Origin of the sequence: Nocardia sp. NPDC052316, assembly GCF_044547795.1 — a bacterium.
Lineage (GTDB): Bacteria > Actinomycetota > Actinomycetes > Mycobacteriales > Mycobacteriaceae > Nocardia.
On the sequence record NZ_JBIUBB010000006.1, the window covers coordinates 297177 to 315814 of the forward strand.

15 protein-coding genes are annotated in these 18638 nt (G+C 68.8%); 10 read left to right on the forward strand and 5 right to left on the reverse strand.

All coding sequences use genetic code 11. The annotated features are described in order from the left end of the window. Positions 1-60 precede the first annotated feature (60 nt). From ACIHA7_RS29235 to ACIHA7_RS29250, 4 genes are all read right to left on the reverse strand, one after another. Positions 61-1431, reverse strand: a complete 1371-nt coding sequence (locus ACIHA7_RS29235; RefSeq protein ID WP_397294133.1) for a sensor histidine kinase — start codon at positions 1429-1431, stop codon at positions 61-63. Next, positions 1428-2138, reverse strand: a complete 711-nt coding sequence (locus tag ACIHA7_RS29240; protein WP_397294134.1) for a response regulator transcription factor — start codon at positions 2136-2138, stop codon at positions 1428-1430. The genes ACIHA7_RS29235 and ACIHA7_RS29240 overlap by 4 nt, the downstream gene beginning before the upstream one ends. Positions 2139-2187: 49 nt before the next feature. Beyond that, positions 2188-2574: a hemophore-related protein gene (locus ACIHA7_RS29245; RefSeq protein ID WP_397294135.1), complete on the reverse strand. Its 387-nt coding sequence runs from the start codon at positions 2572-2574 to the stop codon at positions 2188-2190. Positions 2575-2766: 192 nt separating this feature from the next. Next, a complete protein-coding gene (locus tag ACIHA7_RS29250; RefSeq protein ID WP_397294136.1) occupies positions 2767-4818 on the reverse strand; it encodes an AMP-binding protein in 2052 nt (683 codons plus the stop codon). Between the two features lie 316 nt (positions 4819-5134). Between ACIHA7_RS29250 and ACIHA7_RS29255 the strand changes: the two genes are divergently transcribed. The 6 genes from ACIHA7_RS29255 (at position 5135) to ACIHA7_RS29280 (ending at position 12839) form a co-directional block, all read left to right on the forward strand. Further along, positions 5135-8851, forward strand: a complete 3717-nt coding sequence (locus ACIHA7_RS29255) for an ATP-binding protein (protein WP_397294137.1) — start codon at positions 5135-5137, stop codon at positions 8849-8851. After that, complete coding sequence (locus tag ACIHA7_RS29260; RefSeq protein WP_011207200.1) at positions 8848-9261, forward strand: roadblock/LC7 domain-containing protein; 414 nt, start codon at positions 8848-8850, stop codon at positions 9259-9261. The genes ACIHA7_RS29255 and ACIHA7_RS29260 overlap by 4 nt, the downstream gene beginning before the upstream one ends. A 7-nt stretch (positions 9262-9268) precedes the next feature. Further along, positions 9269-9643: a DUF742 domain-containing protein gene (locus ACIHA7_RS29265; RefSeq protein WP_040731099.1), complete on the forward strand. Its 375-nt coding sequence runs from the start codon at positions 9269-9271 to the stop codon at positions 9641-9643. Then, complete coding sequence (locus ACIHA7_RS29270) at positions 9624-10226, forward strand: ATP/GTP-binding protein (protein ID WP_014981574.1); 603 nt, start codon at positions 9624-9626, stop codon at positions 10224-10226. The genes ACIHA7_RS29265 and ACIHA7_RS29270 overlap by 20 nt, the downstream gene beginning before the upstream one ends. A 53-nt stretch (positions 10227-10279) precedes the next feature. Then, positions 10280-11806 carry a carboxyl transferase domain-containing protein gene (locus tag ACIHA7_RS29275; RefSeq protein ID WP_397294138.1) on the forward strand — a complete coding sequence of 509 codons (1527 nt, stop codon included), beginning with the start codon at positions 10280-10282 and terminating at the stop codon, positions 11804-11806. Between the two features lie 175 nt (positions 11807-11981). Beyond that, positions 11982-12839 carry an aldo/keto reductase gene (locus ACIHA7_RS29280; protein ID WP_397294139.1) on the forward strand — a complete coding sequence of 286 codons (858 nt, stop codon included), beginning with the start codon at positions 11982-11984 and terminating at the stop codon, positions 12837-12839. A 3-nt stretch (positions 12840-12842) separates the two neighbouring features. On the opposite strand, the gene ACIHA7_RS29285 is transcribed toward ACIHA7_RS29280, so the two are convergent. Then, complete coding sequence (locus ACIHA7_RS29285) at positions 12843-13946, reverse strand: NAD(P)-binding domain-containing protein (protein ID WP_397294140.1); 1104 nt, start codon at positions 13944-13946, stop codon at positions 12843-12845. 90 nt (positions 13947-14036) lie between these two features. On the opposite strand from ACIHA7_RS29285, the gene ACIHA7_RS29290 reads away from it, so the two are divergent. The 4 genes from ACIHA7_RS29290 to ACIHA7_RS29305 are packed head-to-tail and all read left to right on the forward strand — an operon-like array spanning position 14037 to position 18613. Further along, positions 14037-14765, forward strand: coding sequence for an enoyl-CoA hydratase (locus ACIHA7_RS29290; protein ID WP_397294141.1), 729 nt, complete (start codon positions 14037-14039; stop codon positions 14763-14765). Beyond that, the gene (locus ACIHA7_RS29295; protein ID WP_397294142.1) at positions 14765-15907 is read left to right on the forward strand and encodes an MBL fold metallo-hydrolase; all 1143 of its coding nucleotides are present in this window, start codon (positions 14765-14767) and stop codon (positions 15905-15907) included. The genes ACIHA7_RS29290 and ACIHA7_RS29295 overlap by 1 nt, the downstream gene beginning before the upstream one ends. 37 nt (positions 15908-15944) lie before the next feature. Beyond that, positions 15945-16229: an antitoxin gene (locus ACIHA7_RS29300; protein ID WP_397294143.1), complete on the forward strand. Its 285-nt coding sequence runs from the start codon at positions 15945-15947 to the stop codon at positions 16227-16229. A 50-nt stretch (positions 16230-16279) separates the two neighbouring features. After that, entirely contained in the window at positions 16280-18613 is a 2334-nt protein-coding gene (locus ACIHA7_RS29305) for an ATP-dependent DNA ligase (protein WP_397294144.1), read from the forward strand. The last annotated feature ends 25 nt before the right edge of the window (positions 18614-18638 follow it).

Below are 18638 nucleotides of genomic sequence, written 5' to 3' on the forward strand. Positions count from 1 at the left end.
AGCCGCCCTTTGACCCCACCGCTGGCGTTTCTCTGAGAGTTCGTTAAGGACCCGCGGCGCTCAGGTACTTGTCCGATCGGGCAGGTCGAGGACGAGGCGAATACCGCCAAGCGTCCCATCATCGAAATAGGCGCGTCCGCCGTGTAATTGGGCTTGCTGGGCGACCAGTGCCAGGCCGAGCCCGGAGCCGCCCTTGCTCGCCTGACTGCCGCGGAAGAACCGATCGAACACGGCCTGCCGCTCGTGCACCGGGATGCCGCGACCGTTGTCGTCGATGCTGATCACGATGTGCCCGTTCGGCGCACGGTGCGCGGACACCAGCGCCTCGGTGGCCCGCCCGTGCTTGACCGAGTTGGTCAGCGCGTTGTCCACCGCGAGCCGCAGGCCCGCGGGCAGCCCGCGGGTGACCAGCTCGGTGTCGCTGTCGATCCGGACCTTCAAGCCGGGGAAGTGCCGCATGGCGTCGTGCGCGGCCTGGTCACACAGGTCGCCGACGTCGGTGGCGACGTGGTCGCGTTCGTTGGTGAGATCGCCGGTGGCGAGGCGCTCCAGCGCGGCCAGCGTGGTCTCCACCCTGCCCTGACTGCGTTGCAGGTCGGCGAGGATCTCGGTGCGCTGCGCCTCGTCCAGATCCAGGGTGCGCAGAACCTCGAGGTCGGTGCGCATGGCGGTGAGCGGCGTGCGCAGTTCGTGCGCGGAGACGGCGGCGAAATCGCGCGCGGTCTCCAAGGCGGCCGCGGTCGCGGACTGCGCTTGGTCCACCCGTTGCAGCATCGTATTCACCGCGTCCGCCAGCTTCTCCGCCTCCCGCACGCCGGACCCGTCCACCGGGGTCGGCGGATTATGCGGATCGGGCAGTCCGCTGCGCGCGCCGACCTGGCGGGTGAGCCGCACGATCGGGCGCACCGCGCGCCCGGCCAGCAGCCAGCCGAGCGCCGCCGCGGCGGCGATGGCGAACAACGCCCCGCCGAGCACCCAGCGCTGCTGGTCGGCGGTGGCCGCGGCCGCGGAGGCCGCGGGGATGCCGATCGAAACCACCCGCCCCGCAGGCTGATTCTCGGTCGTCGACAGGATCCGATAGGGCGTGCCACCGACCGGGACGGTGCGTGAACCCGGTGCCAGATCTGGCAATTGGGTCGGCGTGCTCGCGGTGACGCTGCCGTGGTCGCGGACCGTGACGGCCATGTCGTTGTTCAGACCCGTCAGGCTGACGAACCGGACCGCGATGACCGGTTCGATCAGCACGATGCGCGCGGCGATCGCGAGCTGCTGATCGGATTGCTGCACATTGTTGCGTTCGATCGCGTGAATACTGATCACGCTGATCACCGAGACGATCACGACCGCGCCTGCCGCCGCCGCGCCCGCGACCCTGGTGCGTAGCGAAAAGGCCCGGCGCCGACGGGCTTTCGGCGCGACGACCTGCGTCATTTGGGCGCCCGCAGCACGAACCCGACCCCGCGGATCGTGTGCAGCAGCCGGGGCGCGCCGTCCACCTCCAGCTTGCGCCGCAGGTAGCCGACGAAAACGTCCACCACGTTGGTGTCGGCCGCGAAGTCGTAGCCCCACACCAGTTCCAGCAGCCGCTCGCGGCTCAGCACCACGCCCACATTGCGCGCCAGCGTGGACAGCAGCTCGAATTCCCGCTTGGTGAGCTCGATTTCATCGCCGTTCAGCAGCGCGCGATACCCGGCGACATCGACCTCGAGCGGGCCGACGGTGATCGCGCCCGGCGTCGCGGGTGCCTGGGTGTCGGTCCGCCTGCGCAGCAGTGCCCGGATCCGCGCGACCAGCTCGGCCAGCACGAACGGCTTGACCAGGTAGTCGTCGGCCCCGGACTCCAGCCCGGAGATGCGATCGTCCACCGAGGCGCGCGCACTGAGCACGCAGATCGGCACCTCGTTGCCCATCGCGCGCAACGCGGTGACCACCCCCGCGCCGTCGAGCACCGGCATGTTCATATCGAGCACGATCGCGTCCGGCGCGTGCTCGTTCACGCTGCGCAGCGCCTGCGCCCCGTCCCTGGCGACCAGCACATGGAAGCCGGACAGCCGCAGCCCCCGCTCGACCGAGGCGAGCACGTCCTCGTCGTCATCGACGACGAGGACGGTCGGAGTAGAGGGCGTCACATCAGTCATTGTGCCGTCACCGATCGGTCCAGCCGGTCAGGTGGGCGATGCGCGCCTGTCAGTAGTTGTGGCAAGAATCGGCGACCGTGCGGATGGTGTCGCGCAGCTGGGCGTACCGCGGGTCGTTCTGGGCCTCCTGGACCGCGCCCGGGTTCTCGTCGATGGCCCGCTGGAGTTCGGCGCGGCGCTGCTCGACCGGCTGATCGAACTTGCGCTGCAGCTCGGCCTTCTGCTTCGGGTTCGCGTCGAGCATGGCGGCGAGCTGCGGGGCCTTGTCGTGCAGCGCGGCGTCGACCTGGGCAAACGAACAGTCCGAGGTGAGCAGCGGGCCGGCGAGCTCCATCGGGTCGGCGGAGGCGATGGCCGGGCTGAGGAACATGGCGACAGTGGCCAGCCCGCCTGCGGCGAATGCGGCGACAGCGGGGCGGCCAACGGAACGCTTCATGTGTGACTCCAAATATCGAGGGGTATTAGCGCCCTCGACGCTATGCCGCCGCACTGGCACGCGTGTGAACGCTTCCTAAGGAATCTCTGAGCAGTCGAGACCGGCGAGCTGCGGTACCGAACGGAAAATTCAGCAGGACAACTGATCTCGTGAGCAGCTGGATAACGCGTCCAGCGCGGAACCGTCCGTCTGTCACTCGCCGCCGGGCGCCGACCTCGCAGGCGCGGCACTCGCGTCCGGCCCGAATCCGGGCAGCGGCGACAGCGGCCGAGCCGCGAGAATCTGGTCCTCCAAAGCCTGCAGCACCGCGGGGTCCTCGATGGTGGACGGCACCTCGTACGGATCACCGGAGGTGATCTGCCGGATCGTCTTGCGCAGGATCTTGCCGGACCTGGTCTTCGGCAGCGCGGTGACGATGACGGCGTCGTGCAGCGTGGCGATCGCGCCGATCTGGTTGCGCACCCGCTCGATCAGCTCGTCCCGCAACTGCGCGGGGTCCACCTCGACTCCCGACTTGAGCACCACGTACGCCAGCGGCCGGTGCCCCTTGAGCTCGTCGGGCAGCCCGATCACCGCGCACTCGGCGACCGCCTCGTGGCCGGCGATGGCCGCCTCGATGCTGCCCGCCGACAACCGGTGCCCTGCCATATTGATCACATCGTCGCTGCGGCCGAGCACGTAGAGGTAGCCGTCCTCGTCGAAGTAACCGGAGTCACCGGTGAGGTAGTGGCCGGGGTAGGCGGACAGGTACGAACGCTTGTAGCGCTCGTCGTCGTGCCACAGCCCGGTCAGGGTGCCGGGCGGCAGCGGCAGCCCGATCACGATGTTGCCCTCCGTATTCGGCGGCACCGGGTTGCCCTCGGAGTCGAGCACCCGCAGGCGATACCCGGGCACCGGCACCGACGCCGAACCCGCCTTGATCGGAAGTTGTTGCAGCCCGAGCGGGTTCGCGCAGATCGGCCAGCCGGTCTCGGTCTGCCACCAGTGGTCGACGACGGGGCAGTCCGTGCGGTCGGCGAGCAGTATCTCGTCGGCCCAGGCGTAGGTGGCCGGATCTAGTCGCTCGCCCGCGCAGAACAGCGCGCGCAGCGAGGAGAGGTCGTGGTTGTGCGCGAGCGCGGCGTCCGGGTCGGCCTTGCGGATGGCGCGCAGCGCGGTCGGCGCCGTGAACAGCACGCGAACATTGTGTTCGGCGATCACCCGCCAGTACGCGCCCGCGTCCGGGGTGCCGATCGGCTTGCCTTCGTAGAGCAGCGTGGTCGCGCCGACCAGTAGTGGCGCGTAGACGATGTAGGAGTGCCCGACGACCCAGCCGACGTCGGAGGCCGTCCACATCACCTGGCCGGGGCCTACGTCGTAGATATTGCGCATGGACCAGGCGAGGGCGACCGCGTGACCGCCGTTGTCGCGCACCACGCCTTTGGGTTTCCCGGTGGTACCCGAGGTGTAGAGGATGTAGAGCGGGTCGGTCGCGGCGACCGGAACCGGCTCGGCCAGTGGCGCACCTCGGACAGCGTCGTCCCAATCGAGCCACTGCGCCGCGATGGTCTGCGACGAGCTCGGCAGTGATTCGGTCGCGGCCTGCGGCGCGGAGAAGTGAATGGTCGGGAACTGCGGGCGCTGCTTCACAATCACGGTGCGCGGCGCGGTGGTCTCGGCTAGATCCAACGCCTGCAACACAATCGGGGGGTATTCGAGCTGTTTGCCCGGTTCCAGGCCGCCGGATGCTGTGATGATCAACACGGGCTTCGCGTCATCGATGCGCGCGGCGAGCTCCGGTGCGGCGAAGCCGCCGAACACCACCGAGTGCACCGCGCCGATCCGCGCGCAGGCCAGCATGGCGATGACGGCCTCGGGGATCATCGGCAGGTAGATGACGACGCGATCGCCCGCGACGACGCCGAGCCTGCTCATTGCGCCTGCGAATCTGGCTACCTCTTCCAGCAGCTCCGCGTAGGTGAAAACGCCTCTGGCGCCGGTCATAGCGGAGTCGTATATTAAGGCGGGCTGATCCGCTAGGCCCCCCTCCGCCGCGACGCCACCGTGCACATGCCGGTCGAGGGCGTTGAAGGAGGTGTTGAGGCGAGCGTCGGTGAACCACCTGGCCACTGGACGAGTGGCGGTGTCCACAATGTGGGTCGGCGGAACCTCCCAATCGATCGCGTCAGCCGCCCCGGCCCAGAACTCGGCGGGGTCGACCAAGCTGGTCTGATAGACCGGTCGGTACTCGTGCCGCACGTTCAAACCCGTGACTCCCTAGCCTCGCCTCGATGCCCGCCTCGATAGATCTGGTTGATTGTGGCAGACTTCACGCGACGCCCGGGTGGGTGTTGTGACCATTGGTTTTGCCTGGAACGGGCAGGTCAAGGATCGCATGCTTACTCGGAGTCACCCAAGAAGTTATTGATCCGTTAGAATCTGATGTCACTTATTTGGGCCGTCGTAGACGCAATTTCTCGGCCAGCCGCAGTTCTCGGCCAGCTCCGCCTGTCGAGCCAGTATGCGTGTGGAGGTTCGCTGATGGCGCGTGGTTGGGGCCAGTTTGGAAAGTGAGTGGGAGATGCGTGAGGCCGCTAGGTCCGGCAGAAGGCGCTGGGCGCTCGGCAACTGGGACCTGCGCTGGAAGGTGACGGCGGTGCTGGCCGTCCCGCTGGCGGTCGCGGTAGGCCTTGGCGTGTCCAGGATTTCATCGGAGTTCACCAACTCGGGTCGGCTCGCCGATGTCGCCGAGAACGTGGGGGCAATCCCCGCGGTCACGGCGCTGAGCGCGCAGACGGCAACGACCGTCGGTTCGCAGATGATCGCCGTCGCGCCGAACGTGTCCGTGGTGACGGATCAGAACCTCGCCGATCTCGACAAGGCGATCGCCAACGCGGAGAAGGCAGCCGACAGGCTCAGCGGTGTCGCCGGCGCCCGCGCGGCGCTGGACAGCATGCTCAACCAGGCAAAAGCCGTTCGCCAGCAAGGCAAAGCGGTGAACACCGGGTCGAGCGAGGACGCCATCGCGCTGATCGACCGGGTGCGCAACGACAGCGTGCGGATCGTCGAGACGACGGTCGGCCAGGTCAGCGACACCGCGGTGGATACGGCCAAGCTCCGTCTGGTCGATTCGCTCAACACCCGAGCCACGCTGGTCGGTGAGGTCGCGGCGTTCCCAGCAGTATTGAAGGACCCGAAGGCGGGCACACCTGGCTTCCTCACCGCGGCCAACACCGAGCGCTCGCTGCTCGGCGTGCTGTCGCACCGGTTCTCCGACGGTGACACCTCGATCGCCGATCTCCGCGCGGGCATCGACACTCGCGTCACGCTGCTGAACAGCCCGGAGGCCCAGGCCGGCCGGATTCCGGTCGGCGAACTGAAGAAGTCGCTGACCGACAGTCTCGCGGTCTACGAACTCGTGGTGACCAGGGCGACCAAGGACATCGACAGCGCGATGAACGCGCTGGTGTCCACCGCCCAGCGGGACGCGTGGACCTACACCGGCGTCGTCGTCGCGACCATCCTCGCCGCGCTGTTGCTCGCCGTGTTCGTCGCGCGCTCGATGATCGTTCCGCTGCACCGACTTCGCCTCGCGGCGCTGCGCGTCGCCGAGAGCGACCTGCCGCACGAGGTGGCCCAGCTCCGTAACGGCGCGTCGCCGGAGGAGGTGCCGCTGGAACCGATGCCGGTGCGCAGCACCGAGGAGATCGGCCAGCTGGCCCGTGCCGTCGACGACATCCACGGGCAGGCTCTGCGTCTCGCGAGCGACCAGGCGCAGATGCGTTCTCAGGTCAACGACATGTTCGAGACGCTGGCCCGGCGGTCCAAGTCGCTGGTCGACCATCAGCTCAGCCTGATCGAGGCGATGGAGTACGACGAGAAGGACCCGCGCCTGCTGGAAAACCTGTTCCGGCTGGACCATCTCGCCGCTCGCATGCGCCGTAACGGCGACAACCTGCTCATCCTCGCCGGCACCAGGCAGCGCCGCGCCAAGTCCGCCCCGGTCGAGATCGCCGACGTGCTGCGCGCCGCGATCTCCGAGGTCGAGGACTACGAGCGGGTGAAACTGGGTGCCACACCGCGTGGTTCGCTGGTCGAGCCCGCCGCCTCCGACATGGCGCACCTGTTCGCCGAGCTGCTCGACAACGCGCTGCGCGCCTCCCCGCCGGAGACCGACGTGAAGTTCACCTTCGCGCAGGCGCACGATCAGGGCATGCTCATCGAGGTGGCCGACCGAGGCATCGGTATGCCGCCCAGTGAGATGGCCGACATCAACCGGCGACTGGAGCAGACCGCGGAGCCCGGCCCCGACACCGCGCGGCACATGGGTCTGTTCGTGGTCGGCAGGCTGGCCGAGCGGCACGGTCTCACCGTGCGACTGCGCCCGACCTTCGACACCGCGCGCGATCCCGGCGTCACGGTGACCGTGCACGTGCCGGGCAATCTGATCGTGGCGGGCAAGCCGATCACGGCCCAGCCGGTCACCCCGTCCCCGCAGGCCCCCGAGCGGCCGCGGCCGTCCGCCCCGTCCTCGATGCAGATGCGGGCGATCACCCGGACCCCAGGCGGCAACGTCATGGTCACCGTCGATCCGGGTGTGAGCGGGCCGATTCCGATCAGCAAGCCGAATGCGAATCCGAGCGGGCCGGTTCCGGCAGGCGGCGGATTGCCACAGCGGCAGCCGGGCAACACCATGGCGTCCGGGCTGCAATCGAACGCGCAGCAGGCCAGCCCGACGCTGCGACCCGCACCGGGCCAGCAGTCGAGCGGACCGCAGCGCGGCAAGCTCGCCGCCGCGAACCTACCCAAGCGCAGCCTCGCGCCCGGCGGTCCGCCGCCACGGCAGCCGGGCGCGCCCGCCGAGCCGACCGTGACGGGTCTGCCGCCGCGGGACGCGAACTCCGGTGACCTGCCGCAGCGGCAGCCGGGCACCAACGGCGTGCCGCAGCCGAGCATCAGCGGCCTCGCCCAGCCACCCAGTGGCCTGCCGCAGCGGCAGCGTGGCGAGAACGGGATGCCACCGCGGGATCCCAATGCGGGTGGTCTGCCGCAGCGTGATCCGAGTGCCGGTGGTTTGCCGCAGCGGGACACCGCCTCCGGTGGTCTGCCGCAGCGTGAACCGGGCGCCGGTGGTCTGCCGCAGCGGCAGCGCGGCGAGAACGGTCTGCCGCAGCGGGAGCCGAACGCGAGCGGTCTGCCACAGCGTGATCCGAGTGCGGGCGGCTTGCCGCAGCGGGACCCCAATGCGGGTGGTCTGCCGCAGCGGGAGCCGAACGCGAGCGGTCTGCCGCAGCGCGACCCGAGTGCCGGTGGTCTGCCGCAGCGTGAACCGGGCGCCGGTGGTCTGCCCCAGCGCCAGCGCGGCGAGAACGGTCTACCGCAGCGGGAGTCCGCGTCCGGCGGTTTGCCGCAGCGCGACCCGACCGCTGGTGGTCTGCCGCAGCGCGACCCGAGTGCCGGTGGCTTGCCGCAGCGAGATTCGATTCTGCCGCAACGCGATCCGAACGCCGGTGGGCTCCCGCTGCGGGACACCGCCTCCGGCGGTCTGCCGCAGCGTGATCCGGGTGCCAGTGGTTTGCCACAGCGGGATTCGAGTCTGCCCCAGCGGGATCCCGGCGCCGGTGGTCTGCCCCAGCGCCACGCGGCGGCGTCGGGTCTGCCGCAGCGCGACGCGACGCCGACCGGGCTGCCGCAGCGGCAGCCGGGCAGCCAGGTGCCGCCGAATCTGCCGCAGCGGGAACCGGGCGACGGTCTGCCCCAGCGGGATTCCACGCCGGGACTTGGTCTTTCGCAGCGGGGACGCGGTACGCTGCCCGGCAGCGACGAGCAGCCGAAGGACACCGAAGCCGCCGGCGCCGACCCGGGTAGGCACAGCTACCGGGCCAACCCGTCCAGGACGGCGTCGTTCTTCCAGACCAGGCTCCAGCCCGCGGTCGAAAGCGGCGACTCCGTCATGGGCGGAACACCGATTTTCGCGGAAATGATGTCGGCGTGGCTCTCAGACCCGAATATGGACAGGTCCCAAGTGGCCGCGTCCTTCGAGTCACCGGGTGACGAAGGTTGGCAGGCGGCTCGCCGGGCCAGCGAGGCACAATCCGAGACGAGGACGGCGGCTGGGTTGCCGCAACGCAATCCGGGCGGAAGGCTGGTCCCGGGCGCCGTCAACGGTGCGGTGGAACGGGCACCGAGCCGTGATCCAGAAACGATCAGGTCCAGCTTGAGTCGTCATCAGCAGGGCGTCCGGGATGGCCGCGCAATGAGAGCAATGAACTTAACCGGAGATAAAGGAGACCGATGAACCCCGATCTAGGTGGTACGAATCGTCAGCTGGATTGGCTGGTTTCGAACTTCGCCAACGAGGTTCCTGGCGTAGCCCATGCCGTCCTGGTCTCGGCTGACGGCCTACTCATGGCCGCGAGCGCGCAGCTGCCCGTCGACCGTGCCGAGCAGCTCTCGGCCGTCACCGCCGGACTGGCCAGCCTCTCGGTCGGTGTCTCGAACCTGTTCGAGGGCGGCACCGTGCTGCAGTCCGTCGTCGAGATGGAGCACGGCTACCTGCTACTCATGGCGGTCGGCGACGGCTCGTACCTTGCCGTGCTGACCAACACGTCGTGCGACATCGGTCAGGTCGGTTACGAGATGGCGTTGTTGGTCGAGCGGGTTGGCCAGACAGTTCAGGCCACGCCACGCGTCACGATGGGTTCCTGATGGTGGGATGGACATAGAAGATCACCGCTTGGGGAGCGCCGAGCCCAGTCTCGTCCGCCCATACTCGTTGACCGCAGGCCGAACGAGGCCCGCGGTCGAGTTGGCGTTGGAGGCTCTCGTCGCATCGCATCCGGTCGCCCTGGAGCGGCAGTTCGAACTGACCAACATCGAGACGTCAATCGTGGAGTTGTGCAGAGAATCGCCGTCCGTTGCCGAGGTAGCAGCCCGACTTGGTATCCCCATCGGGGTGGCACGCGTGCTGGTCGCCGACCTGATCGAGGCCGGGCATGTACGCGTTTCGGCGACTTTGAAAGACGATTCCAGCGACGATGAACGTCGCGAGCTGATCGAAAGGGTTCTCAGTGGACTCCGGCGTATTTGATTCGACGGCGCAGGTCGACACCCGCACCAGCAAGCCGACGTCGGCGAAGATCGTCGTCGCGGGTGGCTTCGGTGTCGGAAAGACCACGATGGTCGGTGCTGTCTCGGAGATCGTTCCGCTGCGCACCGAGGCATTGGTGACCAATGCCAGTACCGGAATCGACAATTTGACCGGCATTCCGATGAAGTCGACCACCACGGTGGCGATGGACTTCGGCCGGATCAGCCTCGCCGACGATCTGGTGCTGTACCTCTTCGGTACGCCGGGCCAGTACCGATTCTGGTTCATGTGGGACGACCTCATCCGCGGCGCCATCGGCGCCGTGGTGCTCGTCGACACCCGCAGACTGGAGGACAGCTTCGCGGCTGTCGACTACTTCGAAGCGCGCGGCCTACCGTTCCTGGTGGCGCTCAACGAATTCGACGACGCGCCGCGATACCCGATCGAGGACATCCGGCAGGCGCTCGCGGTGCCTGCGGACGTGCCGATCCTGTCCATCGACGCTCGGCGTCGCGAGCCGGCCAAGCAGGCGTTGGTCGCGCTCACCGAGTACGCCCTGCGCAAGGTGATGCAGGGCTACTGACCGTTCGCGGTCAGCGTCCCGCCCGCCGGTTACCGAGTGGATAAGCTCCCTCGGTGAAGATTTCGGCGCGCGAGCTGCTCGGGCAACTGCTCGACACCGACTCGTATGTCAGCTGGGACCGGTCACCGATCACGGTGGCCGCGACCCCGCGGTACCGCGAGGCGTTACGCACGGCGGCGGTCGCGGCGGGCACCGATGAATCGGTGCTCACCGGCGAGGGGCTGTTGCGCGGCCGCAGAGTGGCCGTAATCGCCTGCGAGTTCGGCTTTTTGGCGGGCTCGATCGGCGTCGCCGCGGCGGAACGGATCGTCTCGGCGGTCGAGCGCGCCACCGATCTCGGGCTGCCCCTGGTCGCTTCGCCGACCTCCGGCGGCACCCGGATGCAGGAGGGCACCGTCGCCTTCGTGCAGATGGTGAAGATCGCCGGTGCCGTCGCCGCGCACAAGAGCGCGGGCCATCCCTACCTGGTCTATCTGCGCAACCCCACCATGGGCGGTGTGTTCGCGTCGTGGGGTTCGTTGGGGCACATGACTTTTGCCGAACCCGGAGCCTTGATCGGCTTCCTCGGCCCGCGCGTGTACCAGGCCCTGTACGGCGAGCCCTTTCCCGAGGGCGTGCAGACCGCCGAGAACCTCTACCGTCGCGGTGTCATCGACGGCGCCGTCACGGTCCGCGTTTTCCGGCGCATCGCGCATCGCGCACTCAGCGTATTCAGCGGCGTCCCGGTGCCGGATTCGACTGTGGGTGAACAAGATCCGGCCCTGGACCGAAGCGTGGCAGCCGACCCGGTTTCGGCGTGGGAATCCGTGGAGATTTCCCGACGCCCGGATCGGCCCGGCATTCGCGACTTGCTACGTCATGTGACGCAACGGGTTCCGCTCAGTGGAACCGGGCAGGGTGAGTCCGATCGAACCGTGGTGCACGCGCTGGCGCGCCTGCGCGGCCAGCCGTGTGTGGTGTTCGGCCACGACCGTTCCGGGCAGCAGGACGGGTACCCGATGGGGCCCGCCGCGCTGCGCGAGGCGCGCCGCAGCATGGCGCTTGCTGAGGAGTTGCGCCTGCCTCTGGTTCTGGTCATCGACACGGTGGGGGCCGCCTTGTCCAAGGAGGCGGAGGAGCGCGGATTGGCCCCCGAAATCGCCCGCTGCATCGCGGATTTGGTGACATTGGACACCCCGACCATCTCGGTGCTGCTCGGTCAGGGCACCGGTGGCGGCGCGCTGGCCCTGCTGCCCGCCGACCGCGTCCTGGCCGCCACCCACGCCTGGCTGGCCCCGCTGCCACCGGAGGGCGCGAGCGCCATCGTCTACCGCGACACCGAGCACGCCGCTGAACTGGCGCAGTCCCAGCGCATCCGCGCCACCGACCTGAGGGCGGATGGTGTCGTCGACCGCATCGTCCCCGAATTCCCCGACGCCGCCGACGAACCGGTCGACTTCGCCCGCCGCATGGTCGCCGCCATCGCCGACGAGCTCGCCCTGCTGCGCGACCGACCCGCCGCCGAACTCCGCGCGCTCCGCAAGCAGCGTTACCGCAGGCTCGGTCTGCCTGGCACCGTCGACCATCCGGCGGACGGCTAGATCCGCGCTGTCCGCACCCGCCGGCGCGACCGCTGCCAAAAGCTCGGCGGACCGCCGATCGAGTCATCACCATCACTGTCGGGCGGTGCGAAAGTGCAGGTCGAACGGTAAACCGGGGGCCAACACGCCACGGGGCAGCGTTGACGGCTCGCCGCCACACTTCTACCGTCGCAGGGTGACCTTCAGAAGCGAGACCTCCGCCGTCCCCTCGATCGTCCTCAACGACGGGAACGTGATCCCGCAACTCGGCTTCGGTGTGTTCCAGGTGCCCGAGGACGAGGTGACCTCGGTGGTCACCACCGCGCTGGAGGTCGGCTACCGCAGTATCGACACCGCGGCGGTCTACGGCAATGAGGAGGGGACCGGTCGCGCGATCCGCGATTTCGGGCTGCCGCGCGACGAGATCTATGTCACCACCAAGGTTTGGAACTCCGAGCAGGGCTTCGACTCCACGCTGCGCGCGTTCGACGCCAGCATGCAGCGGCTCGGCCTCGACTATCTCGACCTCTACCTGATCCACTGGCCGGTGCCCAAGGCCGACCGCTACGTGGACACCTTCCGCGCGCTGCAGGCGCTCAAGACCCAGGGCCGGGTCAAGTCGATCGGCGTCTCCAACTTCAACCCCGCGCACCTGGAACGGGTCATCGGCGAGACCGGTGAGATCCCCGCGGTGAACCAGATCGAGCTACATCCGCGGCTCGCGCAGCGCGAGCTACGCGAGTTCCACGCCGGTCACGCCATCGCCACCGAGGCGTGGAGCCCGCTCGGCCAGGGCACGCTGCTCGACGACCAGACCATCACCTCGGTCGCCGCCGCGGTCGGCCGCACGCCCGCCCAGGTGATCATCCGCTGGCACCTGCAACTCGGCAATATCGTCATCCCGAAGTCGGTCACCCCGTCGCGGATCGCGGAGAACTTCGACGTGTTCAGCTTCGAACTGTCCCGCGATCAGATGGACGCGATCAACGCGCTGGACACCGGCTCCCGCATCGGCGGCGACCCGGAGACGCTCACCATGGGCCTGGACGACTGAGGGTCACTGCGCGTTCAGATATCGGGTGAGCTCCGTGGCCGCCGCGCGCCCGGCGCGGTTCGCGCCGATCGTGCTCGCGGACGGTCCGTAACCGATCAGATGGATGCGCGGATCCGCCGCCACCTGGGTGGCGAGTCGCCCGGTCATGGTGATGCCGCCGCCGGGCCCGCGTAGTCGCAGCGGCGCCAAATGGTCCAGTGCGCTGCGGAATCCGGTGGCCCACAGGATCACCTGCGCGTGCTGGAACGAACCGTCGGCCCAGCGCACGCCGTCCGGTTCGATGTGGTCGAACATCGGCAGCCGGTGCAGCGCGCCGCGTGCCTTGGCGGCCCGCAGACGATCGTCGAGCCGCAGCCCGGTCACCGAGACCACCGACCCGGGAGGCAGGCCCCGGCGCACCCGGTCTTCCACCTTCGCCACCGCCGCGCGTCCGTCCTCGGGTCCGAAGGAGTCGTCGCGGAAGATCGGTTCGGTCCTCGTCACCCAGGTGGTCGAGGTGACCTGGGAGATCTCGTCCAGCAACTGCACCGCCGAGACGCCGCCGCCGACCACCACCACATGCTTGCCCGCGAACTCCGCCGCGGCGCGGTAGTCGTGGGTGTGCAGCTGTCGTCCGGCGAAGGTCTCCGCGCCGCGATAGCGGGGGATGAAGGGGTGTTCCCAGGTGCCGGTCCCATTGATCAGGCCGCGCACCCGGATCGTGCCCGCCGCGTCGGTCTCGGCATTGAGGATCGGCCCGTGCTCGGCCGGGCTACCGTCCTCGGTCCGGTCGCAGACCACGGTGACCGAGACCTGCCTGCGCACCCGCAGGTCGAAGCGCTTCTCGTAGAGCTCGTAGTAGTGCGGCACCGCGGTCGCGGCGGGTGCCGACTCCGAGCCCGGCGGCAATGTTTCCGCGAACGACATGCCCGGGAGGTCGTGCACCCGATTGACCGTGGTCAGGGTGAGCGAAGGCCAGCGGAACTGCCAGGCGCCGCCGGGGCCGGGTGCATGGTCCACGATGAGAAAGTCCTGTTCGGGGCGTAGCCCGAGGCGCTGGAGGTGATACCCAGCCGACAGTCCGGCCTGACCAGCGCCGATCACCAGGATTTCGAAGTCTGTCGGCACAGCCGAAGATCGTATCCGGTTGAGCGGTCTGGGCCGTCGGCTGTGGCAAAGTGAATGTAACCAGACGGATCGCTCAGTTGGGGAGGTCGCATGCTCGGAGTTAGCCGAGACGGTGACGTAGTGACCATCGAACTTCAGCGGGAGGAGCGGCGCAACGCGCTCAACCTCGAGCTCATCACGCTGCTGCGCGAAGCCGTTCTCGCCGCCGTCGCGGACGGCGCTCGGGTGATCGTGGTGACCGGCCGCGGCCCCATCTTCTGTGCGGGCGCGGATCTGTCCGGGGTCTACTCCGAGGAGTTCCTGGCCGGCCTGATGGAGATGCTGCACACCGTCGAGTCCGTGCCGGTGCCGGTGATCTCGGCGATCAACGGCGGTGCGCTCGGCGCGGGCGTGCAGCTGGCCATCGCCTCGGATCTGCGGGTGATCTCGCCGGACGCCTACATCGCGATTCCCGCGGCCAAGCTCGGCATCTCCGTCGACCGGTGGACGATGCGCAGGCTGGTCTCGCTGATCGGCGGCGGCCCGGCCAGGACCATCCTGATCGGCGCGGAGCCGGTGACGGCGGCCGACGCCTACACCTTCGGCTTCGCCAACCGGCTCGGCTCGCTGGCCGACGCGCAGGCCTGGGCCAAGCAGATCGCCGAGCTGGCCCCGCTGTCGCTGCGGCACATGAAGCTGGTGCTCAACGACGACGGCACCCGCGAGCCGGAGACCGCGCAGCAGCGCGACGCGCTCGCGGCGGCGTGGTCCAGCGCCGACGCGCAAGAGGGCAGGCTGGCCAGACAAGAGAAGCGCGCCGCGAAATTCGTGGGGCGATGATGAACATCCGAAGCATTGCCGGTGCCGCGGCGGGCGCGCTCGGCCTCACCTGGGTGGTCCGGGCGGCGTGGGGCATCCCCTCCGCGATGGGTGCCTCCATCTCCGCCATCCAGCCGTACGCGGCGGGCGCGACCACCTACCGCGACCGCCAGTTCCACAACACCGAGCCGAGCAGTCAGCTGGCCGCGGGATCAGCGCCGTCGCTGCTGGTTTCGGCGTTCACCAAGCGCAATGTGGGCCGCCCGACCGGGGTGATCCCGCTCCAGACGCCGCAGCTGCCGGAGTCGGCCGCCGACCTGGCCGTCACCTGGTACGGCCACGCCACCGCGCTCATCGAGATCGACGGCTACCGAGTGCTCACCGATCCGGTGTGGAGCGAACGGGTTTCGCCGTCCGCGCTGGTCGGGCCGACCCGGATGCATCCGGTGCCGACGCCGCTGGCCGAGCTGCCCGCGGTCGACGCGGTGCTCATCTCGCACGACCACTACGACCATCTGGACAAGGACACCGTCCGCGAGCTCGTGCTGCGCCAGACCGCGCCGTTCCTGGTGCCGATCGGCATCGGCGCCCACCTGCGGCACTGGGGGGTGCCGGAGCATCGCATCATCGAATTGGATTGGGGCGGTTCGGTTTCGCTGTCCGCGCTGGGCCGAGCCCACGAGGGCTCCGATCTGGTGCTCACCTGTACCGAGGCGCGGCACTTCTCCGGGCGCGGGCTGATCCGCAACACCACCCTGTGGGCGTCCTGGTCGATCGTCGGGCCGACCAAGCGGGCGTACTTCGGCGGCGATACCGGCTACACCAAGGCGTTCGCGGAAGCCGGTGCGGCCCTTGGCCCGTTCGATCTGACGCTGCTGCCGATCGGCGCCTACGACGAGCGGTGGCGCGACGTGCACATGAACCCGGAGGAGGCGGTGCGCGCGCACGCCGACCTGTGCGCGGGCGAGGCGGGCCACGGTCTGCTGGTGCCGATCCACTGGGCCACCTTCAATCTGGCGTTCCACGGGTGGTCCGAGCCGGTCCGGCGGATGGTGACGGCGGCCGAGGCGGCGGGCACCGCGATCGCGATTCCGATGCCGGGCCAGCGGGTCGACCCCGGTGGTGTACCACCGCGGGATTCCTGGTGGGAAGATGTGGGTTGACATCCTGCTAGTGGGCTAGAGGAAGGATCGGAAAGCTATGAGCTTCGCAGATACTTTGAAGGGCCTCGTCGGCAAGGGCAAGGACGCGGCGGCCAAGAACGCGGACAAGATCAACGACGCCATCGACAAGGGCGGCGACTTCATCGACCAGAAGACCCAGGGCAAGTACTCGGACAAGATCGCGAAGGGCAAGGAGGCCGCCAAGAAGGTGGTCCCGCCGGAGGATCAGCCGGGTGCGCCGGGTCAGCCGGGCGGTGCGGGCGCGCCGGGCACCACGCCGGATCAGCCCGGCACCACGGATCAGCCGGGCACCCAGGCCTGACGAGCGGCGGGGGCCCACTTTTGTCGGTCCCCGCCTCTAAAATCGTTGTCATGGCGTCCCGCCGGCGGTTCGGGGGTATCGAGGTTGAACTCAGCAACCTCGACAAAGTGCTGTATCCGGCCACCGGCACCACCAAAGGCGAAGTCATCGCCTACTATTCGGCGATCGCGCCGGCGATGCTTCCGCATATCGCCGGTCGCCCGGTCACCAGGAAGCGCTGGCCCAACGGGGTCGACGAGCCTTCCTTCTTCGAGAAGAATCTCCCCGCGCACGCGCCGTCGTGGATCGAGCGGCACACCATCCAGCACTCCGACCGCAAGGTCACCTATCCGGTGATCGACTCCGAGGCCGGGCTGGCCTGGCTCGGGCAGCAGGCGGCGCTGGAAGCACATGTGCAGCAATGGCGTTTCGACGGCGACTCGGTGGGGCCGGCCACCCGCATCGTCTTCGATCTCGATCCTGGTCCCGATATGAAGCTCGCCGATTGCGCGCGGGTGGCGCTCGCGGTACGCGACATGATCGAGGACATCGGGCTGCGCGCGTTCCCGGTCACCAGTGGTAGCAAGGGAATTCATATCTATGTCCCGTTGGACCGCGAGGTGAGTTCGAGCGGCGCGTCCACCGTCGCCAAACAGGTGGCCACGAATCTCGAACGGCTGCACCCGGATCTGGTCACCGCGACGATGGCGAAGGCAGCCCGCGGCGGCAAGATCTTCCTCGACTGGAGCCAGAACAACGCCGCCAAGACCACCATCGCGCCGTACTCCATGCGCGGTCGCGCGGAGCCCACCGCGGCGGCCCCGCGCACCTGGAAGGAGATCGAGAACCGGAAGAAGCTGCGGCACTTGCGGTTCGACGAGGTCCTCGCCCGCTGGCGGGCCGACGGCGATCTGCTCGCCGAGCTCGATCCGCCACTGCCGCAGGGCAATACCGGTTCGCCGGAGTCCGGTGCCGACGCGCTGGCCAAGTATCGGTCGATGCGCGACCCGGCGCGAACGCCGGAGCCGGTGCCCGCCGAGCGGCCGGAGCCGGGGGAGGGCAACCGCTACGTGGTGCAGGAACATCATGCGCGGCGGCTGCATTGGGACGTGCGGCTCGAACGCGGCGGCGTGCTGGTGTCCTGGGCGGTGCCGAAGGGCCCGCCGACCACCTCGGACCAGAACCGGCTCGCCGTGCACACCGAGGACCACCCGCTGGAGTACCTGACTTTCCACGGCGCCATCCCGAAGGGGGAGTACGGCGCCGGTGAGATGACGATCTGGGATCACGGCACCTACGACACCGAGAAGTGGCGCGACGACGAGGTGATCGTCCGATTCCACGGTGAGCGGCTCAACGGGCGCTACGCGCTGATCCAGACCAACGGCAACCAGTGGCTGATGCATCTGATGCGCGAGCAGCATCCCGACGGCGCCGACCCGAGCGACAAGGCCGCGAGCAGTCTGGGCGAAGAGCCCGCCAGGCCGACCGGCCGCATCATCCGGGTGTCGAGCGGACCGTCGCCCTTCCCGAGGGGGTTGGCGCCGATGCTCGCGACCCCAGGCGATGTCGCCGATCTCACCGCCGACGAGTGGTGCTTCGAGACGAAGTGGGACGGCTTCCGGCTGATCGCGGAAATCGAGTCCGGCACAGTCACTTTGCGCAGCCGTCACGGCATCGTGGTGAACAATCGCTACCCGGGGATGGCGGTGCTCGGCGACGAACTGGCCGGGCACAACGTGGTCCTGGACGGCGAGGCGGTGGTCTTCGACGACCACGGGGTGGCCAATCTCGGCCTGCTCCAAGCGGATGCGGCGCGGGCCGTGTTCGTCGGCTTCGACGTGCTGTATTTGGACGGTACTTCGCTTGTCCGCAAACGGTATTCGGATCGGCGCCGGGTGCTGGAGGCGCTCGCCGGTACCGCGCCCTCGCTGCTCGTGCCGCCGCGACTGGACGGCTCCGGGGCCGAGGCGGTGCGCTACAGCCAGGAGCAGGGCATGGAGGGCGTGGTCGCCAAGCGCAAGGACTCGGTGTACCTGCCAGGCAAGCGCGGCCACTCGTGGGTGAAGCAGCGCAACTGGCGCACCCAGGAGGTGGTCATCGGCGGCTGGCGGCGCAGCGACGCGCGGGAGTTCAAGTCGCTGCTGGTCGGCATCCCGTACGAGGGCAGGCTGATTTATGTCGGCCGGGTCGGCACCGGATTCAACGACACCGACATGCGGGAACTGGCCGGCCGGCTGAATCCGACCGAGCGCAAGACCAGCCCGTTCGACAACGACCTGACCGCCGAGGAGCGCAAGGGAGCGGTCTGGGTGACCCCGAAAATCCATGGCACGGTGCGCTTCATGAATTGGACCGAGACCGGCCGCCTGTGGCATCCGGCGTGGTTGGGCGCCACGGACTGAGCGCGGATCGGCGCGCATACTTCCC